Below are 25,128 nucleotides of genomic sequence, written 5' to 3'. Positions count from 1 at the left end.
CTCACCGAGGCCGAGCCGCCGACGCAGGGTCGGCGGCGTCCGCCGTCAGCGCCGGGTCTCGTACCTCGTCAGCACCACACCGCCGGGGAAGGTCCGCGTCTCCGTCAGCCTCAGGTCGACCCAGTCGTCCAGGGCGGTGAAGAACGGCGTGCCACCGCCCACCAGCACCGGATGGGCGACGATGACGTACTCGTCGATCAGCCCCGCCCGCATGGCGGCCGCCGCGAGAGTGGCACTCGCGATGTCCATCGTGCCGCCGTCACCGGACTTGAGCCGGGCGATCTCGCCAACGGCGTCGCCGGTGAACAGACGGGCGTTCCAGTCGACCGCCGTGAGCGTCGAGGAGAACACCACCTTCGGCATCGCCCGCCAGCGCTCGGCGTACTCGATCGCCGCCGGCGTGGCGCCCGGCTGCTGGTCGGCGGTCGGCCAGTGGGAGCTCATCATCTCCCAGAGCCTGCGACCGTACAACGCAAGTCCCGTCGCGCCGACCCGGTCGGACCACCACTGGAACAGCTCGTCGCTCGGGGCGCTCCAGCCGAGGTCGCCGCCGGGGGCGGCGATGTAGCCGTCGACGCTCGTGTTCATGCCGAAGGTCAGTCTGCGCATGAGGTCAGCCTCTCGCGTGGCGGCCGTCGGCGTACAGCCCTGCTCATGAGCGTCGTCTGCTTGTGTCGCGTTTTGGGAGCGTGCGGGTGAATCGCAGGTTGAAAATCGGGGCGGTGCGCAAGGCCGACACGAGTCGCCCCACGCCAAAGGGAGTCGTCTGAGTGGGGGAGCGGGCTATTAGCCTGGCTGCTGCGGTCTCCAGATGGGGGAGGCGTGGGGTGGAGCTCCGGGGAAGTGGCGGACCGGTGACGAGCGGGCTCTCACCATCCGGGCGTCTCTCTCACCAGAGATGTACGTCCCTGCGGACGCTTCGGAGGCAGTCTTGTGGCGAAGCCCGAGGACCTTTGAGGGCGTGGATTTCGTGAAGGGTAGAGAGCCCGTTGCGCTCCGTGGGTACGAGTGTTGGTGCTGTTCTCTGCGCTTGCGTCGACGTTGTGGGTGAATCTGGGAGGAGCCGTCGCGGCGGCCAGCCATTGCCGTCGCCCTCACGGCTGTTTCCGCTGTCTTGCATGTGGGCGGTCGGTACGGCCTGGTCGCTCCTGACGAGGGGTGAGCGTCGGTTCGCGCGCAGCTCGGGTGCTCGTGTTGGCTGCCACATCGATGTCGTGGTCGGACTGGCCTGTCGTCACCGCCCTGACGGGGCTGCTTTCGCGATGTCCACGCTCCAGGGGCGACCCAGGCACGGAGCGGCAAGCGCAGACCAAAATCACGTCCCGACAAGAGACGCGGCACTTCGCGAGGCCCGGCGGGTGAACTCGAAGATGAAAATCCGCGTACGCAGCGCTGAGCCGCTACGAGCGGGACATGCCACAGGCGGCGGCAAAGTGGGCGGGTAGGGCACCGTTCAGTTGCGAGTGAGCGGGGATGGCTATGTCAACCTGATCCAGAACCAGGCTGAGGGCCTGAACCAGGACCACCCCGAATTGTTCGCCTCCCGCGTTCCGCCTCGCTTGTCCCTCCAAGAGCGGGACAAGCGAGGCCGCCACGAATCGTAGGAGTAGCCGTCATGTAGACGGGGTGCCCTCTGCAAGTGCGCTGGTAGTTCATGTTGAGAGAGGAACAGCATGCGAAAGCAAGCCGTGATTCGGATGGCCAAGCATCGTTCTTGCGGCGGGAAACGCATGATGCATTCTGATGTGAAGAGGCGCGCTGCCCTCGCGTCGGCTTCGGCCGTCGTGCTAATCCTGCTGCTGGCGGGTTGTGCGGTGCCGAGCGAGTTGCCCGCGGTGTCAGGCCGGCACGTGTCGTTCCGTTCGGTGGTCGGCACGGACACGCTGAGTGGCAAGGCGCCTCAAGATGAGCTGGACGTGCCCCATCCGGCTGAACCTGTCGAGGTTGCCGTGATGGGAGCTGCAGTGGGGGATCTCGAGGACACCGTCACTGTCGAGGAGCTGGTCGAGGTTGCGGACGACCTCGGGCAGGACGTCATCCGAGAGCTAGAGGCCGGTGAGGCCTCCTCCAGCGAGGAAGCAACCGTGTTTGCACTGTGGACTACGGTTGCGGGGCAGCAGTCGTTGGTAGCAGAGTCAACGTCGATGATTCGCTCCGCTGTGACGGCTTACACCCGTGTCATGGCTTGGAACGATAACAAGTACGTGCCGTTGGTGCTGCGACAGGGCACGTCGACGTGGGGGTGGGTGAAGATCCGAGACAAGCACGCGGCGACGCAGACGATGGTCAAGAAGACCACACAGTTTCCGCGGACGCGTACCGTCAGCGGAACGAACATCTACTACACGACGCCGGCGATCAAATACACCTGCTGGTTCAGCTTCTGCACCATCGACAAGCAGATGGACGTCCACGTGGTTTACGAGACCACCCGCCAATCTGACGGTGCGGCCAAGGGCGTCATCACCGCCTACTGCGTTGGCGTTACCGTTTGCCCGCAGTGGGTGCGAGACGTTGCGGGATAATGTAGCGATGAGTCAGCCTCAGATCGATTTTGCGCCGCTCATAAGGGCACGTTTCACGGACGACGGCATTCAGGGGCTGCGCCTTGTCAGCGTCGAACAACGCCACACCACGCTCAGCGTGGTGTTCGAGGGTCGATCCGACACCCGCTCTGGACGATTCGGCGTCCGAATCCGCACCCCACGTCACATTGGAGACGAGCGATGGCGACAGTTCGTCGCCTCCGACGATCCCGAGGAATGGGTATCGATGATCATCCCCCTCGAAATCGTCGAGCCCTACGAAACTACCGCGCTACAAGCACACGCCCTCCCCGACGCGGAAGGCGTGATCTGGCTCACCGATTGACGGGGACAGATCGCAGACCCTGAAGCCAAAACGAGATGCGAAAGGGAGGCCGCCTGGTTTCGTTTCGTCATGCTGCCAGATCCGGGCTTCTGATGCTCGCAAACCCTCAATGCAACATGCATTGCTGTTTCGCAATGCACTCCTTGTTCAAGGGACGCGCTGAATATCAAGTCCGCCGCTGCCGACACGAAGAACCGTGACCGCCTCACCCTGGGGGACGGCAAGCGTCTCCTCGATGTGAACGCTAAGAAGAGCAAGGGCAGCCAACGCCCCGGTGGGGTCGTCTCCGACTTCACCGAGGGCAGCCAGACCATCCGTCGCGTTCTTCGCTGCGTAGTCAGCGAGGCTTGCCTCTGAGGCGACCAGCCGTACGGGGGCGCGATTCGTGTCCCAATCGCGCTGCAGGATCAACTCGTCGGCCCCCGCACGCTCGACAGCGAAGCTCTCACAGAGCATCTCTACGAGTCGCTGCTGAAGGCCCATAGGTCGGATTCCCTCAGCTTTACAGCGGGGCAACATGGACGATCTTGGCGCCCTCGTCCACTCGCGTCACGGGTGCGCTCACCCCGGTGATGCGGTACCCGATGAAACCGAATACGCCGGTGCTCGTCGAGCCGTACAGCTCTTGCGCTGACCCGTTAAGGATGGCGTCGATGATCTCGATCACATTGGGGAGATCGTCTGAGTGCTCGAACACCTCAGCGTGGACGATCCGGCCGGCCGAGATTCGCACTGCGTCGTCCCCCGCCTCGATCGTGAGCGTCTTCGATGCCGTCGGTCCGGCGAGCAGGAAAGTGCGTGATCTGCAAGGAGAAAGGCTCGCCCGGGATACTTGTGGTTCAGCTCGCCCGCCAACTCCGACAACGTCATCTCTGCTCCTCTTCCTCACCGCAAGATGGTTGCAAGCAGCACGATGCATATGACCGGTCGGGGCCTGTCTGCTGCTCACTGTCAGATGACATGCACCACCGTCGGGTGCGCGTGCTCACCGGCGTGGTGTCGGGGGAGGACGCAGGGCCAGTCCCCAGCTGGTTGCCAGCAACAGCAAACTGCTTCCAGGGCTTCCGTTCCGTCCGCCCACGCCTGCCGTTCGTCAAGAGCATGACGATCAGTTTCTCGGAAGGGCTGGAGAGCCCGAGCGTAGGTCGGATCGACGGCGTCGGACTCGTCGTGCCGCTCCTTCGCCACGTAGGAGGCGTCCAGTGCCAGGTCCGTGCGTTCGGTGGGCGCAGCGAACGCGTCGGTCGTCTGCTCTGCGCTCATCGCGATCTCCCTCATTCCAGGGGCCAGGTCCAGGGAGGCCTGGCGCGAAGTGGCTCTCCACCGGCTTGTCACGCCGTGCAGCTTCCCAGCGGGGGCACCCGCGCCCGTTGCTTGGGTGCCCCGGCGGGCGGGCCTTGGGGAGACGACCATGGCCCGCACCAGGAGGAGTGGGTGCCGCATCCCAGAGGAGGTGTGGCACCCGCTTCGAACGCCGCTCGACGTTCTCGGCGGCTGGGGTGTCGCCGTGCCCCGATTAGACCACCCGTGGCGAGTCGAGTGCTCCGGTTATCGCCCGGCGCGGCAGCGAATTTCACCCCGCGAACAGCCCGACCGCACGAGTACGACACCGGACGGACAGGGCGTCCAGAACGACGCCTGCCACGATATGCGCATCCGTCGCCGGCAGCTTGATGCACGCGGTCAAGGCGGTCATCGTCGATGGGAGTGTCAGACCAGCAGTTCAGTCGAGCGCCGGAGACGTCACTACGTCCGTCCGGTTCATACGCCGGGCCCGCTCGTAGTTCTTCCTCCTCCAGACAGCCGGAGGGGAGAACCTGTCCACATGAGCGGCACAGATGTTGTTCTTTCAAGTTGACATAATGTGCATTATCGGCGAAACGAAGCCCTGCCGAGGAGCAGCGATGATTCGAGGTCCCTTACTGCGGAGAATCTCCGGACGAGCCATCTGGAGTAGCTTCGCGCTCTCCATTGAGGTCTCGAAGACGCTGATTCAGGTTGTCGAGTCGCCCGTGCACGTACTGAACTCCTGATTCTCCTGGGTTCTGTCTGGCGGTCACGCGCAAACGGTGAGCGAGCACCTCGACTGCATGGTCGTCGAGAAGACCAGCCAAGAGCAGCGTGTCCACCGCCGCCAGCACTCCGATCAAAGCGTCGAACTCTTCATCCTTGAGCATGTCATTCGCCACGAGGCAATCATGGCCCGATTGACGCCACGATTCGCCCTCGAGAGGGCGAGTTTCTAGGCTGGTGAGGTGCTGGAGTCGCTTACCGGGTTCGTCGTGGTGGGCGTCGCGATCCTCGTCGGCTGGATACTCGGGCGCATCGATCTCCTCGGTGAGCACGCCAAGCCGGTCCTCGCGCGGCTGACGTTCTTCGTGCTCTCACCGTTCCTGCTGTTCGTGGTGCTCGCGCAGGCCGACGTGCACACGCTGTTCTCGGCGCTCCTGCCGGTCTCCGCGATCGCCGCGCTCGCCGTCATCCTCCTATACGCGCTCATCGCTCGGGTGTTGTGGAAGCGCACCGTCGGCGAGACCGTCATCGGCGCTCTGAGCGCGGGTCAGGTCAACTCGAACAACATCGGCATCCCGCTGTCGCTGTACCTTCTCGGGAGCGCCGCCTATCCGGCTCCGGTGATCCTCATGCAGCTCCTGGTGTTCACGCCGATCACGATGGCGATCCTGGATGCCGTGACCACCGCGCGTGCGTCGCTCTGGCGCGCCGTCGCCCGGGTGGCGACCAATCCGATCGTGCTCGGCTCGGTTCTGGGCACGATCGTCTCGGTGACGGGCATCCCGCTGCCGCCGATCGTGATGGAGCCGGCGATGCTCATCGCGAACGCCTGCGTGCCGATCCTCCTCATCGCCTACGGCATCTCGCTCCACGGTCAGCGCGTGCTGGGCGCCTCCGGAAGAAGGCAGGACATCGTTCTGGCCACAGCGCTCAAGCTCGTGGCGATGCCGGTGATCGCCTGGGCGGTCGCGGAGTTCGCGTTCGGCCTCTCATCGCAGGACGTCCTCATCGTGACCGTCCTGGCCGCACTGCCGACCGCGCAGAACGTGTTCAACTACTCGCAGCGCTATGACGTGGGCGAGACGATCTCGCGCGACACCGTCTTCCTGACGACGATCGGTTGCGTCCCCGTTCTCATCCTGGTCACGCTGCTCCTCGGCTGACCCGGACGGGAGCTAGGTACGGACCAGTTCGTGCAGCGTGCCGATCACCAGCCGCACGCCCTCGCCGCGATGGAGCACCGTCACGAGCGTGTGCGTGCAGGAGCGGCAGCGGACGATCGCCGCCGTCTCGTCGAGCTCCACCACGGTCTCGGCCAGTGGCGCCGCGGCGCCGCATCCACCGCACACGCCGACCAGCGTCGTGACGTCCGTCCCGAACACATCCCCCAGAATCCCCGCCGCGGCATTGCCGTCGACGGTGCTTGTGGCGATCTCAGGCCGCATCATCCACCTCCGAATCGCTCGGTCTTGATCCGCGCCGGCGGATGGCCCAGCCCGACCAGAGTATTCGCCACGTGCTCCACGAACCCCGTCGGCCCGCACACGTAGACGATCGGCTCGCGATCCGGCGCCCACGTCGCCGCCCGGAGCGTGTCGGCATCCACTCGGCCCACCGGCCCGTCCCAGCCGGCCGGAGGCGTCCGCGTGTAGCGCCAGGCGACGGCTACTCCCCCGTCCTCGGCGGCCCGTGCCAGCTCATCGCGATATATCGCGTCCTGTGCGGTTCGGACGGAATACAGGAGCCGGACGGATGCGGCAGCCCCGGCATCCGTCGCCGCCCTGACGATCGCCATCAGCGGCACGATGCCCGACCCGCCCGCGATCAGCTGGACGGGCTCCGCTCCCCCGGGCCGCCAGACGAAGTAGCCGCCCAGAGGACCTTTCACCTCGAGCTCGTCGCCCGGCAGGACGTCGCGTACGAGATACGGCGACACCTCGCCGTCGGGGATCTCATCGACAGCCAGCTCGATCGCAGCGGCAGGCCCGTACGAGCCTAGGGAGTACGACCGCACGGCCTGGTAGCCGTCCTCCGCGGTGAGCCGCACGTCGACATGCTGGCCGGCGTCGTTGCCCGGCCAGCCCGGCACCTCCAGGTGGAGGACCCGTGCCGACGCAGTGGCCTCGACGGCGTCGACGACCCGCGCGGGCCGCCATCCCCCGACAGTCACCAATATCGCTCCTCGGTCCAGGGGTCGCCGTGCATGTTGTACCCGTTCTGCTCCCAGAAGCCGGGTGCATCCTCGTCCATGAGCGTCAGCCCGCGCACCCATTTGGCGCTCTTCCAGAAGTACAGGTGCGGCACCAGCAGCCGCGCCGGACCGCCATGCTCGGGATCGAGCGGCTCCCCTTCGAACTCGAACGCGACCCACGCCCGGCCGTCGCGCAGCTCGTCGAGCGGAACGTTCGTCGTGTAGCCGCCGTAGGAGTGCGCCATCGCGTAGGAGGCGTCGGTCTCGACGGCGTCGAGCAGCGTGTCGAGCGAGACGCCCCGCCAGGACGTACCCAGTTTCGACCACCGGGTCACGCAGTGGATGTCGGTGCGCACCTCCTCGACCGGGAGCGAGAGGAACTCCTCCCACGTCCACGACACGACGTTCCCGGCCTCGGTGCGGATCCCGAACCGCCACTCCCCCGGCTCGATCCGGGGTGTCGGACCGGCCGACAGCACGGGGAAGTCGTCGGTCAGATACTGGCCGGGAGGCAGATTCGGATCGCTCTCACGGCGCCGCGCTCCAAAACCCCTCGAGATGACGGCCATCGGAACCCCCTCCTGCGAGCGGCGGCGAGTACGCTCGCGCACGCTCACGCTAGCGCGCGGCGGCCACTCACGGCGATGGGCATCGAGGCAACACACGGTCATGGTTACTCGAGAGTTCGACCAGGGGTCTAAGCTTTAGCCGCATCACGTACAGGGAACTCTCAGAAAGGCCCTCCATGTCCACTGCATCCGAGGCCGAGAAGTCGGCCGTCAACGGAATCCGCACGGCGCTCGGCGTCGGCGGTGTCCTCGCCCTCATCGTCGGCATCCTCATCCTGGTCTGGCCGGGGAAGACCGCCGCCGTCGTCACCGCCATCATCGCGATCTACGCCATCGCCGCCGGCCTCGTCTACGCGGGACTCGGGATCTTCTCGAAGACCAAGGGCGGCTGGGCCCGCATCGGCCACATCGTGCTCGGCATCCTGTTCATCATCGCCGGCGTCGTGGCCCTGTTCAATCTCGGACAGGCGACCGCCTGGCTCGCCCTGTTCATCGGCATCCTCGTCGGCATCCTGTGGATCGTCGAGGGCATCGTGGCGCTTTCGACTCTCGGCGACGCCGCGTCGAAGGGCTGGTCGATCTTCTTCGCGATCCTGAGCATCATCGCCGGTGTCATCGTGCTGTTCGCGCCCATCTGGGGCGTTGCGGTGCTGTGGTGGCTGCTCGGCATCTCGCTCATCGTGCTCGGCATCATCAACATCGTGCGCGCCTTCACCTTCAAGGGCGACATCTGACCCAAGGGGTACGACAGCGGCCCCGTGAGCTTTCGCTCGCGGGGCCGCTGTCTTCGTGCACCGATCGGCTCAGCCGACGGGAAGGTGTTTCGCCCACCAGTCGAGCACGGCCTCGAACCGCTGCACCCGGTGGCGGGGCTGGCCCGAGCGCGTGAGTTCGTGGTTCTCGCCGGGGAAGACCAGCAGCTCGGCCTCGGTCCCCTGTCGCTTGAGCGCGGAGTAGTAGCGCGTCGCCTGCTCGAGCGGGCACCGGAAGTCGAGCTCGGAGTGCATCACGAGGGTCGGGGTCGTCACCTGGCCGACCACCGCCATCGGGCTCTGGCGCGCGATGTCGTCCGCCGACACACCGACGTACTCGTCGCCGAAGAACGAGCCGATGTCGCTCGTGCCCTGGAAAGACAGCGGCTCGAGGAAGCCTCGCTCCACGATGGCGCCCGCGAAGCGGTGGTCGTGCGCGATGACCCATGCCGTGAGGTAGCCGCCGTATGAGCCGCCCTGCACGCCGACGCGGTCGCCGTCGAGGCGCGGGTCGCCGGCGATGGCGCCCTCGAGGAAGTCGATGACGTCGGCGAAGTCCACCGTGCCCATCTGCTGACGGATGCTGCGCCCGTGCGTCCGCCCGTAGCCCGCCGAGCCGCGCGGGTTGGAGTAGACGACGGCATAGCCCGCATCTACGAGAACCTGTGTCTCGTCGAAGAGGTGCACTCCGTACGATGCGAAAGGGCCCCCGTGGATCTGCAGGATGACGGGGAACGGCCCGTCGCCTTCGGGCGTCGCCACCCACCCGTGCACCGGGTAGCCGTCGCGACCGGTGATCGTGAGCTCCCGCGGGAGGACGATCCCGGATGCGGCGGCCCGAGCGCCGAAACCCGTCAGTGTGCGGACGTGGCCGCCCCGATCGACGGAGACGAGCTCACCGAAGGATTCCGGCCGTGCCACGGCTGCGACGACGTGGTGGCCGCCGGCCCCGTGACCGCCGACCTCGACGTCACCGCCCAGGATCTCACTCAGCGTCCCGTCGCGCGCCACACGGAGCAGGCGGATCCGGCCCCGAATGGAGTCCTGTACGAGGAAGTCCCGTCCGGCCGGAGTCACGTGCCCGTCGCCGAGGTGGACCTCGTCGGCGTCGGTGACCCGGCGGGGACCGCCCGCCTCGAGCAGCCAGAGTCCGACGCCCGGCGCGATGAAGTCGATGCCGTCGCCCACCTCGTGGCCCAGCACCGCGATCGTGCCGTCCTCGGCCACCGTGAGGTCGGAGAGCGCCAGTCCCGCATCTGCCGACAGCACCTCGCGCTCGCCCGAGCCGTCGATCGCCAGGGCGATGAGGCGGTTCCGCAGGTCGCGTCGCTCGGGCTCGATCTCGTCGGGCACCGTCAGCACCTCATGCCCGTCAGCGCTGAACACCAGTCCGCTGTGCGATGTCGTCCCCTCGGTGAGCGCGCGGGCCTCGGCGCCGACCAGCGTCCTCTTCGGCGGGGTGACCTCGTCGGGGCGGACCGCGGCCGCAGGCTCGTAGAACGGCTCGGAGTCCGGCTCGGGCGCGGCGATCACGAAGACGTGGGCGGGCCGGTCTGCAATGTAGCCGACGCCGTTCGCGTGCCAGCGGACGCCGGTGATGTGACGGGGCGCCTCGGCCGCGGCATCCAGCCCCTCCACGCTGCCGTAGCGCCCCTTCTCGGGCACGCGGGCGAGGAACGCGAGGGTGGCGCCGTCGGGCGACCAGGCGAAGTCCTCGACGCCGAGCACGGCATCGGTGGCCTGCACCGGCTCACCGCCTGCGGGGGCTACGACATGCACCTGTGGCTTGCCCTTGGCGTCAGCGCGCACGAACGCGAGCCGGGATCCGTCCGGCGAGAGCCGGGGTGCGCTGTCGGCCGTGCCGCGCGTGAGACGCCGGGGCGTTCCGTCGGGGAGGTCGACCCGCCACAGCTGGCCGACCGCGCGGTTGGCCTCGATGTCGGGGCGCGAGGTCGCGAAGACGGCGAAGGATCCGTCAGCGGCGACCGTCGGGCGCCCGACCGAGATGAGGCTCTCGATGTCGTGGGCCCGCATGGATCACTCAGCCGCGAACGACGAGGTGTCGCCGATGAGGCGGGTGTGATCGGCGGGCACGGGCTCGTGCGCAGCGAGGGCGACCTCGGCGGCGAACTCCGCCACGTTGTAGAGCCGGCCGGCGTCCTCCCGGCGCGCCGAGATGGCACCGGGGTTGGCGCGCTCGAGAAGCGTTGCGGTGATGGTGCCTTCGATCATGTCGCCCGAGACGACGACGAACTCCACGCCGCGCTCGGTCAGCGCCGGGATGCGCTCGCGGAGCGCGTCTTCACCGGCGCGCTTCGACAGCGCCACCGGCTCGTACTCGGGCATGGTCGGGGTGGTGCGGATGAAGTGCGCCTGGTGGCTCGTGACGAAGACCACCCGCGACCCCTCGCCGAGGAGCGGCAGCGCCGTCTCGAGCACGCGCACCTGCGCGTCGCGGTTGAGCTGAAGGGCGTAGTCCTCTGCCATGCCGGACTCCATGCCGCCCGAGGCGTTGAGCACGAGGATGTCGAGCCCCCCGAAAGTCCGCTGGACCTCGTCGAACATCGCCTGCACGGAGGCCTGATCGGTGAGGTCCGCGCCGACCACGAGCACCTGCACGCCCAGCTCGCGCAGTTCCGTGCCGAGCTTCTCGGCACGGGGAGCCTTGTTGCGGTAGTTGATGACGACGTTCGCGCCGGCCTGGGCGAGGTAGCGCGCGGTGTCGGCGCCGATGCCGCGCGACGAGCCCGTCACGAGTGCGGTCTTGCCGCTCAGGGAGCTCTCGGGAAGCGGGGAGAGTGTCTCAGTCACGTGTCGACCCTACCTGCTAGGTTCGAGCACAGGAGGCGCGCCGTGGAGCTCATCGAGACCGTCGAACAGTGGGCCTGGATCGGCTGGCTCGTGCTGATCCTGGTCTTCCTCGTGATCGAGATGCTGACGCTCGATTTCACGTTCCTGATGCTGAGCATCGGCGGCCTGGCCGGCCTCGTCGCCGACCTGCTCGGGGCCCCGATCTGGCTGCAGGTGATCGTCGCCGCCGGCGTCGCCGCCGTGCTGGTGCTGCTGCTGCGACCGCCGCTGCTGCGACGCCTGCGACGCGGTGAGGACCCCACGCCGTCCAACGTGGACGCGCTCATCGGGCTGGGCGGCACCGTCGTCTCGTCAGTGGGCGCCCACGGCGGGCAGGTCAAGCTCGCCAACGGCGACGTGTGGACCGCTCGCGCGGAATCGGGCGACGTGGCCGGGTCGGGGAGCCTCGAGCCCGGCATGCGCGTGCGGGTCACCCGCATCGACGGGGCGACGGCGGTCGTCCGCTCCGACTCCCCCGACCCCCTCACCCGTGCACCGGAGGACCCCCTGGCATGAACGACTTCACCTCGGCCATCCCCGCCGCCATCGGCTGGATCCTGGCGATAGCGGTCTTCATCTTCGTGCTGGTGGTGATCTTCCGGTCGATCCGCATCATCCCGCAGGCCAGCGCCGGCATCGTCGAGCGCCTGGGCCGGTACCACAAGACCCTCAGTCCCGGTCTGAACCTGCTCGTGCCGTTCATCGACCGGCTCCGACCCCTGCTCGACATGCGTGAGCAGGTCGTCTCGTTCCCGCCGCAGCCGGTGATCACGGAAGACAACCTGGTCGTCTCGATCGACACGGTCGTCTACTTCCAGGTCACCGACGCCCGCGCCGCGACCTACGAGATCGCCAACTACCTCGGGGCCGTGGAGCAGCTGACCACCACCACCCTGCGCAATGTGGTCGGCGGCCTGAACCTCGAAGAGGCTCTCACCAGCCGTGACGAGATCAACGGCCAGCTCCGCGTCGTGCTCGACGAGGCCACCGGCAAGTGGGGCATCCGCGTCTCCCGCGTCGAGCTCAAGGCGATCGACCCGCCCATCTCCATCCAGGACTCCATGGAGAAGCAGATGCGCGCCGAGCGCGACCGTCGTGCGGCGATCCTGACCGCGGAGGGCTCGAAGCAGTCGCAGATTCTGGAGGCCGAGGGCCGCCGGCAGGCAGAGATCCTCCGCGCCGAGGGTGACAAGCAGGCCGCGGTGCTGCGTGCGCAGGGCGAGGCGGAGGCGATCCAGACCGTCTTCGACGCGATCCACTCCGGCAACCCCGACGACAAGCTGCTCGCCTACCAGTACCTGCAGACGCTGCCGAAGATCGCCGACAGCGCATCGAGCAAGCTGTGGATCATCCCCAGCGAGTTCACCGATGCCCTCAAGGGCCTGACGGGCTCCTTCGCGGGAGTGATGACGGATGCCGCGGCCAGGGGCCGCACGCAGGCAGCGAGCGGATCCGCCCCGGGCGGCGCCGCGGCGGGCCCGCCGACGGCGATCACGCCGCCCACTCCGTGACCCATCCCTGGTTCGAGGGCGTCGGGAAACCGCGCGTCCTCGCGCATCGCGGTCTGGTGGTTCCCGATGCCGCGCGCGGCGGCATCGTCGAGAACTCCTTCGCCGCCGTGGCCGCGGCGCACTCGGCCGGAGCGCACTACGTCGAGTCGGACTGTCACGTCACGGCCGACGGGGTCGCGGTGCTCTTCCACGATCACGACCTGTCGCGCGTGACGGGCGACCCGCGCCGCGTCGCCGACGTGTCGGCGCGGGAGCTCGAGACGCTCATGAACGGCCGCGGCGGGCTCATCACGCTGGCCCAGGCCCTGGAGGCCTTCCCGACGCTGAGATTCAACCTCGACGTCAAGGCGAAGGATGCCGCCCCCGCGGTCGGAGCAGCTGTCGCCCCGCACGCCGACCGTGTGCTCGTGACGAGCTTCTCGGATGACCGCCGGCGGGCGGCGCTGACGGCTGTGGCGGACGAGGGCCGCGGCATCCGTCCCGCCACATCCGGAGGCCGGGGCACCATCGGCCGCGTGATGACCGCTGTCTCAGCAAGGTCGGACCGACTGGTCGCGCGGGCACTCGCCGGCGTGGACGCCCTCCAGGTTCCCGAGCGGCAGGGGCGCCTGCGCATCGTGACGCCCCGCCTCATCGCAGCCGCTCACCGGCACGGAGTGGAGGTGCACGTCTGGACCGTCAACGAGCCCGCCGAGATGATCCGTCTGGTGGAGATGGGCGCCGACGGCATCGTCACCGACCGCGCCGACATCGCCCTCGACACCCTCTCGTAGCAGCCCGGCATGACCGGACGCACGTTCCCCTGTGCATCCACTGTGAAAGGTCGATGAACGGGGTCCCTTCGGATGATCCGCTCAGGTCACTTCGTTATACCTGTACAGCGACGAGAGGACCACACAATGGCAGACCGCAGCCTGCGCGGCATCCGACTCGGCGCCCAGAGCCTACAGAGCGAAGAGGGCGTCGTGTTCCATGAGCGCGCACAGCACATCTACTCGTGCACGTCATGCGGACGTGACACGACTTTGACCTTCGCGGCGGACGCCGAGGTTCCCCCGGCATGGGAGTGCCGCACGTGCGGCGCCGAGGCGCTGCTGCGCGTCGGCGAAGGCACCGCGACGGTCGACCACTCCGGTGACAAGACCCCCCGCAGCCACTGGGACATGCTTCTGGAGCGCCGCACCATCCCCGAGCTCGAAGAGCTCCTGGAGGAGCGTCTCGCCTTCGTCCGCGCCCGGCGCGGCGCAGGTGAGAAGGCCTCGGTGGACAAGCTCAGCGCCTGACCCCGCCACAAGCGACGCCGGCCCCACGGGGCCGGCGTCTTCGCGTTCCGCCGCGACCGACGACGAACGACGAAACCGAGCCCGGCGAGCACTGCAACGCTCCCCCACGAGACAGCGGCGTTCAGCGGCCCGCCGACGATCACCGCGGGCGTGAGGCCGGTGCGGAGGGGCACGTCGGTGAGCATGTGTCCGGGCTCGTCCGCCGGGAGCCCGTCCAGGGTCGACCCGTCCGGTGCGATGACCTGACTGGTGCCGACCGTCGAGAGATTGACGACGGCGCGCCCCGTCTCGATCGCTCGCAGGCGGGCCACCGCGAGCTGCTGCAGGTTCTCGTCCGTGCCCCGGAAGTCCGCATTGTTCGTCTGGAAGAGGTACAGCCGCGCTCCGTCGGCCGCCCCCTCCCAGACCAGCGCGTCGTAGATGACGTCGAAGCAGATGGCGAGTCCGGCCGGCGTGCCGTCGATGTCGAAGACCGGAGGGTTCGTCCCGGGCGTGTAGTCCCGGCCGATCATGCCGATGAGATCCGGAGCGATCGACGCGTAGAACCCGCGGTCGGGCACGTACTCGCCGAACGGCACCGGGTTGCGCTTGTCGTACGTCTGCTCGATACCCGCGCCGTCCCGCCAGAGGAACGACATGTTGAAGTACTCGTCACCGCGCTGATCGATGCGGTTCGCCACCAGTGGCGCACCCACCTGTCGGACGACCCGGTCGAGAGCGGCCCCCACGGCCGCTGACCCGTCGGGGTCGATGTCGACGCTGCCCTCGGGCCACAGCACCACGTCGACGTCGTCGGCGCCGAAGAGCGGCGTGGTGGCGTCGTACTGGGATGCCAGGATGTCGCCCGCCTCGCGCTCGTCGAAGTAGCCGGCGGGGCCGTTGCCCTGAACGCTGGCCACGCGCATCGTGCCCGCCGGTGTCGTCGGCCACGCGGGAACGAGGAGGAGGGCTGTCGCCGCGACCGCGAGCACGCCGACCGGAGCGAGACGGCGGATGCCGCTCCCCCGCACCCGACGCGGCGCCCGGACGATCTCCACCGCGGCCGCCACGACCCACACGACGAGGAACGTCAGCCCCGCGGTGCCGGTCCACGAGACGACCTCCGCGAAGGGCCCGCTCACCTGCGAGGTGCCGACGCGTCCCCACGGGAATCCGCCGTACGGGAAGCCGCCGGCGACGGCCTCACGCGCCGTCCACAGCCCGGCGACGAGTGCCGACGTGAGCACGATCCGGCCTCGGCCCCGCACGAGCATCGGCACCCACCGGTACGCCAGCGAGATGAGCACCGCGCCCCCCGCGACGAAGAGGGCCTCGAGCACCGACAGAGCCAGCCAGGGCAGCGGCCCCACCCATTCGGCCGTGAAGTCGACGTTCAGCAGATAGAACGCAAGGCCGAACGCAAGACCCGTGAGCAGCGCACCGCCGATCCGCCGCCCGATGAGTGTCACCAGGGCGAGGGCCACCGACAGGAAGGCCATCGGCCACCACGCGACCGAGGGGAAGGCCACGTCGAGCAGCACCCCTGCCAGCGCCGACGCCGGGATCGCTGCCCACAGCGGCAGAAGCGGGCTCGGCGCGACGGCGGGGGGCACGGGATTCAGCCTAGGCGAGCGCGACGGCGGGAGCCTCCGCGCCGTCTGCTACACGCCCGAGTACGCGACGATGCCGCGGCGCACGGCATCCAGCGCCTTGCGAGCGGTGCCGGCGATCGGCTGATCCGCGACGAGCGAGAGCTGGTCGAGCAAATCGATCGTCTGCTTCGTCCACCGCACGAAATCGCCGGCGGCCATGTCGGCCTCGAGCAGCACGCGATCGAGCATGCCGCCGCGCGCCCACGTGTGCATCGCCTGCGCGAGCCCGGCCGCCACAGGCTCGGTGCCGGGGAGCCGGTGCTCCTGCTCGAGGTCGTCGAGCTCCTGCCACAGCGTGAGGGTGGCCTCGAACGCCGGCCGGAACGGGCCCCGGGGAAGGCCCCGCTCCCCCGGCCCCGCGTCGTCGCGTCGGGGCTCGTACACCAGGGAGCACGCGAGCGCAGCAAGGGAAGCGGCATCCAGGTCCTTCCAGATGCCACGCCGCAGCGACTCGGCGACGAGCAGGTCGCGCTCGCCGTAGATGCGCCGCATCGTGCGCCCCGAGGGCGTCAGCGTGGTGGTGCCGTCACCTTCGACCGTCACGTACTCCAGGGCGCCGAGCACATCCACGACGCGGTCGAAGATGCGGGCGACCGTGCCGGTGCGCGTCTCGATCTGACGGCGCAGCTTGTCGATCTCACGCTTGAGCTTCCAGTAGCGCTCCGCCCAGCGTGCGTGTTGCTCACGGTCGGGACACTGATGACAGGGGTGCCGCTGCATCCGGCGGCGCAGGCTCGCGATCTGCCGCTGCCGCTCGTCGCGCGTGCGCCGCGACGCACCGGCGTCTTTGCGGTTCGTCTTCTCCAGGTCGCTCAGCTCACGACGGATGCCGGAGTACTCGGCGAAGTCGCCACGATCGCACGTCATCGCCTTCTGGTAACCGGCGAGCGACTCCTCCTGGTCGCGCACCTGGCGCGCGAGTCCCACGACGGCGCGGTCGGCCTGGAACTGCGCGAACGACGACTCGAGGATCTCGCGCGCCTTCGCCCGGCCGAACTGGTCGATGAGGTTGACCGCCATGTTGTAGGTGGGGCGGAAGCTCGAGTTCAGCGGATACGTTCTGCGCGACGCCAGCGCGGCGACCGCCTGCGGGTCGAGCCCCTCGGTCCACTGGATGACGGCGTGGCCCTCGACATCGATCCCCCGGCGGCCCGCGCGACCCGTGAGCTGGGTGTACTCCCCCGACGTGATCGCCACGCGCGCCTCGCCGTTGAACTTCTCGAGCTTCTCGAGCACGACGGTACGCGCGGGCATGTTGATTCCGAGGGCGAGGGTCTCGGTCGCGAAGACGACCTTCACGAGCTTGCGCTGGAACAGCTCCTCGACGACCTCCTTGAAGGCCGGCAGGAGGCCCGCGTGGTGAGAGGCCACGCCGCGCTCGAGGTTCTCGCGCCACTGCCAGAAGCCGAGCACCGCCAGGTCTTCCTCGAGCAGCGTGCGCGTGCGCTCCTCGACGATGGCGCGGATCTCCTGCCGCTCCTCGTGCGAGGTCAGCCGCACGCCCGCGCGTCGGACCTGCTGGACGGCGGCGTCGCAGCCGGCGCGGCTGAAGATGAAGAAGATCGCCGGCAGCAGATTGGAGCGGCCGAGCAGCTCGACGACATCCGGGCGGTCGAGACGCTCGATGCGCTGCACGTTCGCGGACCGCACCGGCCGCTTTCCGCCCCGGTTCGGACGCCGGCGGGATGCTTCATATCCGGCGTTGCGCGCACTGCTCATCGCCTGCGCGCGGCGGTTGTTCTCGAAGGTGGAGCCCTTGGGCGACCGGATGCGCATGAGCTCCTGATTCACCTGCGCGGTGGCGACGCCGGCTCGGTCGTCGAAGAGGGGCAGCAGGTCGCCGCGTACCAGCACATGCTGCTCGAGCGGCACCGGGCGGGTCTCGGAGACGATCACCTCCGTGTCTCCGCGGACGGTGTCGAGCCAGTCGCCGAACTCCTCGGCGTTGGACACCGTCGCCGACAGCGAGATCAGCCGCACGCTCGGCGCGAGATGGATGATGACCTCCTCCCACACCGCGCCGCGGAACCGATCGGCGAGGTAATGCACCTCGTCCATGACGACGTACCGGAGGCCGCGCAGCGCGGGCGAGTCGGCGTAGAGCATGTTGCGCAGCACCTCGGTCGTCATGACCACGATGCGCGCGCTGCCGTTGATGTTGGTGTCACCCGTGAGAAGACCGACCTCGTCGGGCCCGTAGACGTCCTGCAGTTCGCGGAACTTCTGGTTCGACAGCGCCTTCATGGGCGTGGTGTAGAACGCCTTGTCGCCGGGTTCCCGCATCGCCAGGTGCACGGCGAACTCGCCGACGATGGTCTTGCCCGCCCCCGTGGGCGCGGCGACCAGCACGCTGCGGCCGTCCTCGAGGGCGCGGCACCCTTCGATCTGGAAGGGATCGAGTGTGAAGCGCTGGGATGCGGCGAACGCGGCGGTGATCGGATGCGTCCGGTCCAGACGCGCCGATGCGCTCGCGCGTGCGTAACGCTCGGCAGGACCGGGGTCGGTCACGAAGCGGGCTCCGGCGGAAGCAGCGGCGCGGTGCGCTTCGCCTTGCGGCGGTCGAAGAGCATCGACAGGCCGGCGGCGGCGAAGAAGAGGACGACCAGGATGCCGGCGAGCATCAGCATGCTCACCACATCCGCGGCGGGCGTCGCCAGCGCCGCGAAGGTGGCCGCGACGAGAACCGCCACGCGCCAGCCCTTCAGGATGCCGCGGCCCGAGATGATCCCCGCCATGTTGAGCGCCACGAGGAAGACGGGCAGCACGAACGAGACGCCGATCACGATCATCAGCTTGAACACGAAGTCGTAGTACTCGTTCGCCGCATAGAAGTTCACGCCGCCCTCGGGCGTGAAGCCCCACATCAACTCGATGACGTGCGGGACGACGAGGAGGCCCACGTAGCAGCCGGCGAAGAAGAGGGGCACGGCGGCGGCGACGAAGCCGATCGTGTACCGGATCTCTTTGCGCGTGAGCCCCGGCATGATGAAAGCCCAGATCTGCCACAGCCATATCGGGGCCGACAGGAAGATGCCGATGGTGAATGCGATCCGCATCCGCATGTCGAAGGCGGAGGTGACGGCAGCGAAGTTCAGGGCGGCGTCGCCGCGCTCCTCCGCGATCTGCCGGATGGGCTCGGTGATCCAGTGGATGATCGGGTCGGTGATGACGAACGCGATCACCATGCCCACGACAAGCGCGATGGCCGCGATGAAGAAGCGGTTGCGCAACTCCAGCAGGTGCTGGCCGAGCGACATCCGCTTATCGCGCTTGGGCGCCTCCGGCCCGTCGATGGGCGCGGAGCCGATTGCGGCCACCATCCGCTACGGCTTTTTGTCGGCCGTGCCGTCGGAGGTGCTCGGGGCGGCGGGTGCGGTGGCGTCTGCCGAGCTCGCGTCCGCGGCATCGGTCGACTGGACGACCCCCGGGTTCTTGGCGTCGTCTTCCTTCATCGCCTTCATCTCACCCTTGAACACGCGGGCGGACTGCCCCATGCTCTTGGCGAGCGCCGGCAGCTTGGCCGCGCCGAACAGCAACAGGATGACGACGAGCAGGATGATCAGATGCCAGCCGTTCAGATTGCCCAACATGAGGTGCTCCGTCGTTCGCGTCAGCGGGGATGCCGCTAAGTCTAATACCCCCCGTGCGGGCGTCTGCCGTCGTCATCGGTACTGCGCGAGACCCGCTTCGGCCCATTCCGCCACCGCTCGTCGTGCCCCAGCCGGCTCGATGACCTCGACCAGCCCGCCGCGCCGCGCCGCGAGGCGGCGCAGGCTGAGCTCGTCTGCGACGCGCATCGTCGCAACCGTCACCCCGTCGGCCGTGTCGAGCGTGGCGCGGTCGAGATAGTCCCCGAGCAGCGGCGCAACCTCCTCCGGGAAGCGGATGCGAGCGACCACGTCACCGGCATCGGTGTCGAACCAGTCGGGCGCCTGATCGCCCGCGTGGGTGCTCGGGATGCCGGTGAGCTCGAGATCGCTCACCCGGTCGAGGTGGAACGTGCGCATAGCCTCCCGCAGGTGACACCATCCCTGCAGGTACCACTGCCCGCTCGCGATGTGCACCTTCACCGGGTCGACCGTGCGGGTGGTGGGCGCGGCATCGGGCGCCTTGTAGGTGAACGACACGGCGACGCCGCGGCGAAGCGCATCCGACACGAGGTCGCGCACCGCGTCGACCGGCTCGGTGGCGAGGATCACCTCGGCGGGCGTGCCGGATGCCCCGCGGGCCAGCTTGGCCAGCAGGCCCGCGTAGAGATCGGTGTCGCCGACGCCCGGGATGGACCGGGCCAGCTGGAGGCCTGCCAGCAGGGCCGCCGCCTCACGCGCGGTGAGCTTCGGTGCCCGTTCGAGGCCGACGGAGTTGGTGATGACGATGAGGTCGCGCTCGTCGAGGAGATCCCAGTCGATGTCGAAGAGGTCGTTGGCCATCTGCCAGTAGCCCCGGTCGCCGGGCAGTCCGATGACGGTCAGCTTCTCGACCATGGAGCGCATCTGCTCGGGCTCGACGTCGAACTCGTCGGCGGCTTCGGCGAGCGACACCTCGCCCTTACCGATGAGATAGGGCACGAGCTGCAGCATGAGCGCCGCGCGATCGGTCGCGACCAGGGAACGGCGGGCGGTCATGCTGCTCCCCCGTGCAGGTCGCGTGTCGCCGCCAGGCGCTCGATCACCCGGTCGCGCAGGTCGTCGGGCTCGACCACGCGCACCTCCGGCCCGTACGAGGCGAGCTCATCGGCGAAGATGTGCGGGTCGACGTAGGCCACGCGGATGCCCTGCTCGGCGGGCTGAGCCCGGCGTGCCAGGCGCAGCGCCGCCTCGGTGCCGGGATTGACCTCCAGCAGCGCGCTGTTGCGGGCTGCGACCTCGTCCAGCCCGGCGAGGGCCCGGTCACCCGCCCCTTCTCGGAGGGCGGGATCGAACGAGGTGCGCGTGGGGGTGACCGCACCGACGATCCGCTGCAGCAGGAACGTGCGGTCGGCGCGGACGTCGAGGTCGATGCCGAACACGTGCCAGCGGCTCTCGTACTCGACGAGGGCGAGCGGCTGCACGCGCCGCGTGCGGGGCGCCTCCTCCCCCGGCTTGAGGTAGGGGAACGTGACCACGCGGCTCAGCTCGATGGCCTGCTGCAACGCCGGGAATGCCGGGTCGCGCAGACTGAGCCGAGGGGAGAACCCGATGATGGGCTCGTCGACGAGGTCGCCGAGGGCACGGATCTTGCGCAGGCCGCTGCGGGCGTCGTCCGACATCGAGCTCTCGCTCCAGACTCCGCCGGCGAGGGTGAGGAGAGCCAGCTCCGCAGGCGTGAACCCGATGTCTTCGGGGAGCTCGTACTCCGCGGTCGGCACGCGGTAACGCGCCTCGCGCAGGTCGTCGGGATCGGCCCAGTCGCCGATGGTCTCGATCGGCACGCCCAGGCCGCGCAGCGATTCCTTGTCGCGCTCGAACATCTTCTCGAGCGCGTCCTTCGACGCCCCCGCCTGGCTCTGCTCGCGATAGCCGGCGACCGATGTCAGGATCGTGTCCTTCGTCAGCCCTTGATCGGTCGCGATGAGGGCCACCACGAGGTTGACCAAGCGCTCCTCGGGCGGGATCTTCGCGGCGGTGGCGGGCACCCAGCTATCCTAGGGCCGCCCGCGCCTCGGTTCGCCGAACCTCGCTCACTCGGGCGCGACGGCGTCCAATCCCAGGATGTCGATGACGAAGACGAGCGTCGAGCCTGCCGGAATGGAGCTCTGCTCCTGGTCGCCGTATCCCTGGTCTGGTGGGATCACCGCGAGCACCTGCGAGCCGACGGTCTGACCCTCGAGCGCCTGCGCGAAACCCGGAACGACCTTGTCGAGCGTGAGCGACGCGGCCTCGCCGTCCCACGTGGTGTCGAAGGGCTGGTCCTCGCCCCACACGACACCGGTGTAGTGGACACGCACCGGCTGATCGCCGGTCACCTTCTCGCCGTCGCCCTTCTTGAGAGTCTGGACGACCAGATCCGCCGGGGGCTGGCCGTCGGGGATGATGAGGCCCGGGTGGCCGTCTGGTGCGCGCACGACCGTGGGGAGCCCGAAGCCGCTGTTGAACTGGTTCTGGCCGTTCGCCGCCGCGAGATACACCTTGCGGACGTCCACCACCGCGACCAGGCTGTCATCGGCCGCGATGCGGAAACCGTCCGCGACGCCGTCCCCGAGGTCTTCGGGCGACATCGCGACGGCGATCCGCGAGCCCTCGGTCGCGCAGTGCAGGGCGTCTTCGAATCCGGGGAAGTTGGTCGTCCACTGCGAGGGCGACGAGACGCGCGAGAGGTCGCCGTCGTAGGCCGTCGCGACGATCGGCTCGCCCGTGGTGGCGCTGAAGAGCGCGACATCGAGCACCATGAGCTGGTTGTCGCCCGTGATCGCGGTGCCATCGCCGGTGACGACGTCCGCGTAGGAGAGCTGCGACGTGTGCAGCGGCGTGTACACGTCGACCTCGGGCTCCTTTTCGGTGTCGCCGGTGACCTTGATGAGGTCCATCACATCGCGGTTCGACACGGCAGGACGCGAGCAGTCGGACGAGCCTGCGCCCGCACCGGGCAGCGAGCAGCCGGTGAGGCCGGCGGTCACCAGTCCCAGGACGACGAGGGCAGCGGGGATCTTGCGCACCGGAACAGTCTAGATGCGTGCCGGCACGATGCCGTGCGCGGGCGCGTCAGGCGTGGTCGGAGTGTTCGGCGTGGCCGGAGTGCTCGGCGCGGCCGGCGGCGCGACGTGCACCCTCGGCGGCCCGCTCCGCCTCGCGCACGCGCTTGCGGAGGTTCTTGTCGGTGATCTGCCGGTCGCCCACGGCGCCGGGCGTCCACAGTTCGACGTCTTCGTCGCCGTAGCTGGACTTCGACGCGCGCCGCTTCACCTCGGGTGGGACCGCACCCGGTGCGAGGCGTCGGGCCCACACCAGGAACCCGGTGTGGGCGACCATGCGGTGGTCGGGCCGGACGGCGAGTCCTTCGACGTGCCAGCCGCGCACCATGGTCTCGTTCGCGTCCGGCTCGGTGAACAGGCCGGTCCCGCGGATGTACTCCGCGACCCGGCTGAGCTGGGTGGCCGTTGCGACGTAGCAGACGACCACGCCACCGGGGGTGAGCGCGTCGGCGACCGCGTCGATGCACTCCCAGGGCGCGAGCATGTCGAGCACGACACGATCGACGGATGCCGCGTCCACCGCGTCCGAGAGCCCGTCGGCGAGGTCGCCCACGACGACATCCCAGTTCGGGGGCACGTCGCCCAGGAAGGTCTCGACATTCGCGCGGGCGACGGCGGCGAAGTCGTCGCGGCGCTCGAACGACACGAGGCGGCCCTCGGCGCCGATCGCGCGGAGCAGCCACAGCGACAGCGCGCCGGAGCCCACCCCGGCCTCGACCACCGTGGCACCCGGGAAGATGTCGGCCTCGGCGAGGATCTGCGCCGCGTCTTTCGGATACACGATGGCGGCTCCCCGCGGCATCGACATCACGAAGTCGCGCAGCAGCGGACGCAGGGCGAGGTACTCGTGGCCGCCGCTGTTGGCGACCACCGAGCCGTCAGGCTGACCGACCAGCTGCGAATGGAAGAGCACGCCGTGGTGCGTGTGCAGCTCGCCGCCCTCGCGCAGGGTGATGGTGTGCAGGCGGCCCTTGGGACCGGTGAGCTGCACGCGATCGCCGACGCGGAACGGACCGCTCGGGCGCACCAGGACGGGCGGGGTGGGTGACGTCATCGGGTGACCTCCTCGGTCGCGCGCGGGCTGCGAACGCGGGCGCGGTGTCCCGCGTGGAAGGCGGCGACATCGTCGGCCGTGCGCCCTTCGAGCGTCTCCCACAATGCGTGCGCGCCGACGCCGGTGAGCGAGACCATCAGTGGCACGCCGATGACGGAGGCCCCCGATGCCACGGCGGACCGCAGGCCGTTCGGCGAGTCCTCGATCGCCACCGTCTCTTCCGGGGCGACGCCGAGCGCGTCGCACGCCTGCAGGTACGGGTCGGGGAAGGGTTTCGGCCGCGTCGCGTCGTCTCCGGCGATCACGACGTCGAACGCGTCGAAGTCGATGAGGTCGATGACCGTCTGTGCCATGCGCCGCATCGACATGGTGACAAGACCGGTCTTGATGCCGGCCGCGCGGAGCTCGGCGAGGAGCTCGCGGGCTCCCGGGCGGAACGGCACGCCGGTGGCGGCGAGTTGCCGCATCACGTCGTCGGTCAGGTGATCGATGATGGCGTCGGTGCTCATGCGCACACCGGTGCCCTGAAGGATGCGAGCGGAATCCTCGAGACCCAGCCCGACCAGACCCAGCGCCTGCTCATGGGACCACGTGCCGCCGAAGCTCTCGATGAGCGGCGTCTCCGCCGCCATCCAGTACGGCTCGGTGTCTACGAGGGTGCCGTCCATGTCCCACAGGACGGCGGCGAGTCGGGGGGCGTTCACCGTGCAATCCTACCGATCGGGCTCCGGCCCTCCGCCGAGAGGGGGGCCTATCCTGGAAGGAGCCCGCTGCCGACGCGGGCGGAGGGGGTCCCGTGGACGGACTGGGTCGTCGTGTTCTCGTCGCCGCGTTCGACGGCTGGAACGACGCGGGCGAAGCCGCGTCGTCCGCCATCACCCAGCTGCGCGAGGGCGGCTCCTACGAGACGGTGTTCTCCGTCGATCCGGAGCTCTACTTCGACTACCAGTACACGCGGCCCCACATCGCCGCCGACGGCGACGGACGCCGCACGCTTCGCTGGCCCGAGGCGACGCTGCTGCGCCCGGCGCGCGCGACCCGCGGCACGCAGCTGTGGCTGCTCACCGGCGTCGAGCCGGCACGGGCCTGGCAGGCGTTCTCGTCGGAGTTCATCGACGTCGCGCTGCGCGAGGACATCACCGGTTTCGTGGCGATCGGCTCGATGATGTCGGATGTGCCGCACACGCGGCCGATCTCGGTGTTCGCGGGCAGCGACAACGAGAACCTCCGCGGGGCGCTCGAGCTCGAGCGCAGCTCCTACGAGGGCCCGGTCGGCATCCTGAGCGTCCTCGGCGATGCCGCGGAGCGGGCCGGGATCCCGACGGCGAGCCTGTGGGCGAGCGTGCCGCACTACGTCGCCGGCCACACACCGTCCCCCAAGGCGACGCTCGCACTCCTCGACAGACTCGAAGACCTCACCGGCATGCCCGTGCCCCGCGGCGATCTCGCGACCGAGGCGGCCGCGTGGGAGGCGTCCATCGACGCGGCTGCGGCGGACGACGAGGAGATGACCGAGTACATCCACCAGCTCGAGCGCACGCGCGACACGTGGGACTCCCCCGAGGCGTCGGGCGACGCGATCGCGCAGGAGTTCGAGCGGTACCTCCGCCGCTCCGACGGGAAGCCCGGCGACGGCCCGAACAAGCCCGGTCGCGACGACCCGCGTCGCTGAGACCGCCGACGCTCGTCGAAAGCGCGCGAGATGGCGTGTCCGCCGCGGTTCATCGGTATTC

The 25,128-nt window shown here is 68.9% G+C and carries 27 protein-coding genes and 1 pseudogene; 9 read left to right on the top strand and 19 right to left on the bottom strand.

What is annotated here, in order from left to right; translation table 11 throughout:
* Positions 1 to 45 precede the first annotated feature (45 nt).
* The gene (locus ACN9MP_RS08125) at positions 46 to 609 is read right to left on the bottom strand and encodes a dihydrofolate reductase family protein (RefSeq protein ID WP_426325481.1); all 564 of its coding nucleotides are present in this window, start codon (positions 607 to 609) and stop codon (positions 46 to 48) included.
* 1,064 nt (positions 610 to 1,673) lie between these two features.
* On the opposite strand from ACN9MP_RS08125, the gene ACN9MP_RS08120 reads away from it, so the two are divergent.
* The gene (locus tag ACN9MP_RS08120; RefSeq protein WP_426325479.1) at positions 1,674 to 2,525 is read left to right on the top strand and encodes a hypothetical protein; all 852 of its coding nucleotides are present in this window, start codon (positions 1,674 to 1,676) and stop codon (positions 2,523 to 2,525) included.
* 7 nt (positions 2,526 to 2,532) lie between these two features.
* Positions 2,533 to 2,871 (top strand): hypothetical protein, encoded by a 339-nt coding sequence (locus ACN9MP_RS08115; protein ID WP_426325477.1) that lies wholly within the window; start codon positions 2,533 to 2,535, stop codon positions 2,869 to 2,871.
* A 147-nt stretch (positions 2,872 to 3,018) separates the two neighbouring features.
* Here ACN9MP_RS08115 and ACN9MP_RS08110 read toward each other — a convergent pair whose 3' ends face one another.
* From ACN9MP_RS08110 to ACN9MP_RS08095, 4 genes are all read right to left on the bottom strand, one after another.
* Positions 3,019 to 3,354, bottom strand: coding sequence for a hypothetical protein (locus ACN9MP_RS08110; protein WP_426325475.1), 336 nt, complete (start codon positions 3,352 to 3,354; stop codon positions 3,019 to 3,021).
* 19 nt (positions 3,355 to 3,373) lie between these two features.
* The gene (locus ACN9MP_RS08105; protein WP_426325473.1) at positions 3,374 to 3,568 is read right to left on the bottom strand and encodes a hypothetical protein; all 195 of its coding nucleotides are present in this window, start codon (positions 3,566 to 3,568) and stop codon (positions 3,374 to 3,376) included.
* Positions 3,569 to 3,822: 254 nt separating this feature from the next.
* Positions 3,823 to 4,134: a hypothetical protein gene (locus tag ACN9MP_RS08100; protein WP_426325469.1), complete on the bottom strand. Its 312-nt coding sequence runs from the start codon at positions 4,132 to 4,134 to the stop codon at positions 3,823 to 3,825.
* Between the two features lie 656 nt (positions 4,135 to 4,790).
* Positions 4,791 to 5,060, bottom strand: coding sequence for a hypothetical protein (locus ACN9MP_RS08095; RefSeq protein ID WP_426325467.1), 270 nt, complete (start codon positions 5,058 to 5,060; stop codon positions 4,791 to 4,793).
* A 66-nt stretch (positions 5,061 to 5,126) separates the two neighbouring features.
* Between ACN9MP_RS08095 and ACN9MP_RS08090 the strand changes: the two genes are divergently transcribed.
* Positions 5,127 to 6,047 (top strand): AEC family transporter, encoded by a 921-nt coding sequence (locus ACN9MP_RS08090; RefSeq protein ID WP_426325465.1) that lies wholly within the window; start codon positions 5,127 to 5,129, stop codon positions 6,045 to 6,047.
* A 12-nt stretch (positions 6,048 to 6,059) separates the two neighbouring features.
* On the opposite strand, the gene ACN9MP_RS08085 is transcribed toward ACN9MP_RS08090, so the two are convergent.
* From ACN9MP_RS08085 to ACN9MP_RS08075, 3 genes are read right to left on the bottom strand one after another with little or no spacing between them, the layout of a single operon-like run.
* Positions 6,060 to 6,332, bottom strand: coding sequence for a DUF6510 family protein (locus ACN9MP_RS08085; RefSeq protein ID WP_426325463.1), 273 nt, complete (start codon positions 6,330 to 6,332; stop codon positions 6,060 to 6,062).
* Positions 6,329 to 7,054: a ferredoxin reductase gene (locus ACN9MP_RS08080; RefSeq protein ID WP_426325461.1), complete on the bottom strand. Its 726-nt coding sequence runs from the start codon at positions 7,052 to 7,054 to the stop codon at positions 6,329 to 6,331. Before ACN9MP_RS08080 ends, ACN9MP_RS08085 begins: the two co-directional genes overlap by 4 nt.
* Positions 7,051 to 7,644, bottom strand: coding sequence for a sulfite oxidase-like oxidoreductase (locus ACN9MP_RS08075; RefSeq protein ID WP_426325459.1), 594 nt, complete (start codon positions 7,642 to 7,644; stop codon positions 7,051 to 7,053). The genes ACN9MP_RS08080 and ACN9MP_RS08075 overlap by 4 nt, the downstream gene beginning before the upstream one ends.
* A 176-nt stretch (positions 7,645 to 7,820) precedes the next feature.
* On the opposite strand from ACN9MP_RS08075, the gene ACN9MP_RS08070 reads away from it, so the two are divergent.
* Positions 7,821 to 8,378, top strand: a complete 558-nt coding sequence (locus ACN9MP_RS08070; protein ID WP_426325457.1) for an HdeD family acid-resistance protein — start codon at positions 7,821 to 7,823, stop codon at positions 8,376 to 8,378.
* Positions 8,379 to 8,447: 69 nt separating this feature from the next.
* Here the strand turns inward: ACN9MP_RS08070 and ACN9MP_RS08065 are convergent, their stop codons facing one another.
* Together ACN9MP_RS08065 and ACN9MP_RS08060 are read right to left on the bottom strand one after the other, a co-directional pair.
* Positions 8,448 to 10,430, bottom strand: a complete 1,983-nt coding sequence (locus ACN9MP_RS08065; protein ID WP_426325455.1) for a prolyl oligopeptidase family serine peptidase — start codon at positions 10,428 to 10,430, stop codon at positions 8,448 to 8,450.
* 3 nt (positions 10,431 to 10,433) lie between these two features.
* Entirely contained in the window at positions 10,434 to 11,207 is a 774-nt protein-coding gene (locus ACN9MP_RS08060; RefSeq protein WP_426325453.1) for an SDR family oxidoreductase, read from the bottom strand.
* Positions 11,208 to 11,249: 42 nt separating this feature from the next.
* On the opposite strand from ACN9MP_RS08060, the gene ACN9MP_RS08055 reads away from it, so the two are divergent.
* The 4 genes from ACN9MP_RS08055 to ACN9MP_RS08040 all read left to right on the top strand — a co-directional run bounded on the left by ACN9MP_RS08055 (position 11,250) and on the right by ACN9MP_RS08040 (position 14,040).
* Positions 11,250 to 11,762 (top strand): NfeD family protein, encoded by a 513-nt coding sequence (locus ACN9MP_RS08055; protein ID WP_426325451.1) that lies wholly within the window; start codon positions 11,250 to 11,252, stop codon positions 11,760 to 11,762.
* Complete coding sequence (locus tag ACN9MP_RS08050; protein ID WP_426325449.1) at positions 11,759 to 12,757, top strand: SPFH domain-containing protein; 999 nt, start codon at positions 11,759 to 11,761, stop codon at positions 12,755 to 12,757. The genes ACN9MP_RS08055 and ACN9MP_RS08050 overlap by 4 nt, the downstream gene beginning before the upstream one ends.
* Positions 12,754 to 13,530: a glycerophosphodiester phosphodiesterase family protein gene (locus ACN9MP_RS08045; protein ID WP_426325447.1), complete on the top strand. Its 777-nt coding sequence runs from the start codon at positions 12,754 to 12,756 to the stop codon at positions 13,528 to 13,530. Before ACN9MP_RS08050 ends, ACN9MP_RS08045 begins: the two co-directional genes overlap by 4 nt.
* 126 nt (positions 13,531 to 13,656) lie before the next feature.
* The gene (locus ACN9MP_RS08040; protein ID WP_426325445.1) at positions 13,657 to 14,040 is read left to right on the top strand and encodes an RNA polymerase-binding protein RbpA; all 384 of its coding nucleotides are present in this window, start codon (positions 13,657 to 13,659) and stop codon (positions 14,038 to 14,040) included.
* Positions 14,041 to 14,264: 224 nt separating this feature from the next.
* On the opposite strand, the pseudogene lnt reads toward ACN9MP_RS08040, so the two are convergent.
* The 9 genes and pseudogenes from lnt to ACN9MP_RS07995 form a co-directional block, all read right to left on the bottom strand.
* A pseudogene (gene lnt / locus ACN9MP_RS08035) lies at positions 14,265 to 15,518 on the bottom strand (apolipoprotein N-acyltransferase); the annotation flags it as partial.
* A 162-nt stretch (positions 15,519 to 15,680) separates the two neighbouring features.
* Positions 15,681 to 18,179: a DEAD/DEAH box helicase gene (locus tag ACN9MP_RS08030; RefSeq protein ID WP_426325444.1), complete on the bottom strand. Its 2,499-nt coding sequence runs from the start codon at positions 18,177 to 18,179 to the stop codon at positions 15,681 to 15,683.
* Positions 18,176 to 18,928 carry a twin-arginine translocase subunit TatC gene (gene tatC, locus ACN9MP_RS08025; protein WP_426325956.1) on the bottom strand — a complete coding sequence of 251 codons (753 nt, stop codon included), beginning with the start codon at positions 18,926 to 18,928 and terminating at the stop codon, positions 18,176 to 18,178. Before tatC ends, ACN9MP_RS08030 begins: the two co-directional genes overlap by 4 nt.
* 66 nt (positions 18,929 to 18,994) lie before the next feature.
* Entirely contained in the window at positions 18,995 to 19,261 is a 267-nt protein-coding gene (tatA, locus tag ACN9MP_RS08020) for a Sec-independent protein translocase subunit TatA (protein ID WP_426325442.1), read from the bottom strand.
* A 72-nt stretch (positions 19,262 to 19,333) separates the two neighbouring features.
* The gene (locus ACN9MP_RS08015; RefSeq protein ID WP_426325440.1) at positions 19,334 to 20,296 is read right to left on the bottom strand and encodes a helix-turn-helix transcriptional regulator; all 963 of its coding nucleotides are present in this window, start codon (positions 20,294 to 20,296) and stop codon (positions 19,334 to 19,336) included.
* Positions 20,293 to 21,285 (bottom strand): helix-turn-helix transcriptional regulator, encoded by a 993-nt coding sequence (locus ACN9MP_RS08010; RefSeq protein WP_426325438.1) that lies wholly within the window; start codon positions 21,283 to 21,285, stop codon positions 20,293 to 20,295. Before ACN9MP_RS08010 ends, ACN9MP_RS08015 begins: the two co-directional genes overlap by 4 nt.
* A 45-nt stretch (positions 21,286 to 21,330) precedes the next feature.
* Positions 21,331 to 22,305, bottom strand: a complete 975-nt coding sequence (locus ACN9MP_RS08005) for an FKBP-type peptidyl-prolyl cis-trans isomerase (RefSeq protein WP_426325436.1) — start codon at positions 22,303 to 22,305, stop codon at positions 21,331 to 21,333.
* 46 nt (positions 22,306 to 22,351) lie between these two features.
* Entirely contained in the window at positions 22,352 to 23,395 is a 1,044-nt protein-coding gene (locus tag ACN9MP_RS08000; protein WP_426325434.1) for a tRNA (adenine-N1)-methyltransferase, read from the bottom strand.
* Positions 23,392 to 24,099 carry an HAD family hydrolase gene (locus ACN9MP_RS07995; protein WP_426325432.1) on the bottom strand — a complete coding sequence of 236 codons (708 nt, stop codon included), beginning with the start codon at positions 24,097 to 24,099 and terminating at the stop codon, positions 23,392 to 23,394. The genes ACN9MP_RS08000 and ACN9MP_RS07995 overlap by 4 nt, the downstream gene beginning before the upstream one ends.
* Before the next feature lie 92 nt (positions 24,100 to 24,191).
* Between ACN9MP_RS07995 and ACN9MP_RS07990 the strand changes: the two genes are divergently transcribed.
* A complete protein-coding gene (locus ACN9MP_RS07990; protein ID WP_426325431.1) occupies positions 24,192 to 25,067 on the top strand; it encodes a PAC2 family protein in 876 nt (291 codons plus the stop codon).
* The last annotated feature ends 61 nt before the right edge of the window (positions 25,068 to 25,128 follow it).

The sequence above is a fragment of the Microbacterium sp. E-13 genome (genome assembly GCF_049912955.1).
Lineage (GTDB): Bacteria > Actinomycetota > Actinomycetes > Actinomycetales > Microbacteriaceae > Microbacterium.
Note: the sequence above shows the minus strand (reverse complement) of the source record. Positions and strands in the feature narration are given on the sequence as shown.

Bases quoted from the DNA above. Each gene is read 5' to 3' on its own strand.
- ACN9MP_RS08125 (WP_426325481.1), bottom strand. From the start codon at position 609: ATGCGCAGACTGACCTTCGGCATGAACACGAGCGTCGACGGCTACATC.
- tatA (WP_426325442.1), bottom strand. From the start codon at position 19,261: ATGTTGGGCAATCTGAACGGCTGGCATCTGATCATCCTGCTCGTCGTC.
- ACN9MP_RS08120 (WP_426325479.1), top strand. From the start codon at position 1,674: ATGCGAAAGCAAGCCGTGATTCGGATGGCCAAGCATCGTTCTTGCGGC.
- tatC (WP_426325956.1), bottom strand. From the start codon at position 18,928: ATGTCGCTCGGCCAGCACCTGCTGGAGTTGCGCAACCGCTTCTTCATC.
- ACN9MP_RS08050 (WP_426325449.1), top strand. From the start codon at position 11,759: ATGAACGACTTCACCTCGGCCATCCCCGCCGCCATCGGCTGGATCCTG.
- ACN9MP_RS08075 (WP_426325459.1), bottom strand. From the start codon at position 7,644: ATGGCCGTCATCTCGAGGGGTTTTGGAGCGCGGCGCCGTGAGAGCGAT.
- ACN9MP_RS08070 (WP_426325457.1), top strand. From the start codon at position 7,821: ATGTCCACTGCATCCGAGGCCGAGAAGTCGGCCGTCAACGGAATCCGC.
- ACN9MP_RS08000 (WP_426325434.1), bottom strand. From the start codon at position 23,395: ATGACGTCACCCACCCCGCCCGTCCTGGTGCGCCCGAGCGGTCCGTTC.
- ACN9MP_RS08110 (WP_426325475.1), bottom strand. From the start codon at position 3,354: ATGGGCCTTCAGCAGCGACTCGTAGAGATGCTCTGTGAGAGCTTCGCT.
- ACN9MP_RS08065 (WP_426325455.1), bottom strand. From the start codon at position 10,430: ATGCGGGCCCACGACATCGAGAGCCTCATCTCGGTCGGGCGCCCGACG.
- ACN9MP_RS08115 (WP_426325477.1), top strand. From the start codon at position 2,533: ATGAGTCAGCCTCAGATCGATTTTGCGCCGCTCATAAGGGCACGTTTC.
- ACN9MP_RS08040 (WP_426325445.1), top strand. From the start codon at position 13,657: ATGGCAGACCGCAGCCTGCGCGGCATCCGACTCGGCGCCCAGAGCCTA.
- ACN9MP_RS08100 (WP_426325469.1), bottom strand. From the start codon at position 4,134: ATGAGCGCAGAGCAGACGACCGACGCGTTCGCTGCGCCCACCGAACGC.
- ACN9MP_RS08015 (WP_426325440.1), bottom strand. From the start codon at position 20,296: ATGACCGCCCGCCGTTCCCTGGTCGCGACCGATCGCGCGGCGCTCATG.
- ACN9MP_RS08085 (WP_426325463.1), bottom strand. From the start codon at position 6,332: ATGATGCGGCCTGAGATCGCCACAAGCACCGTCGACGGCAATGCCGCG.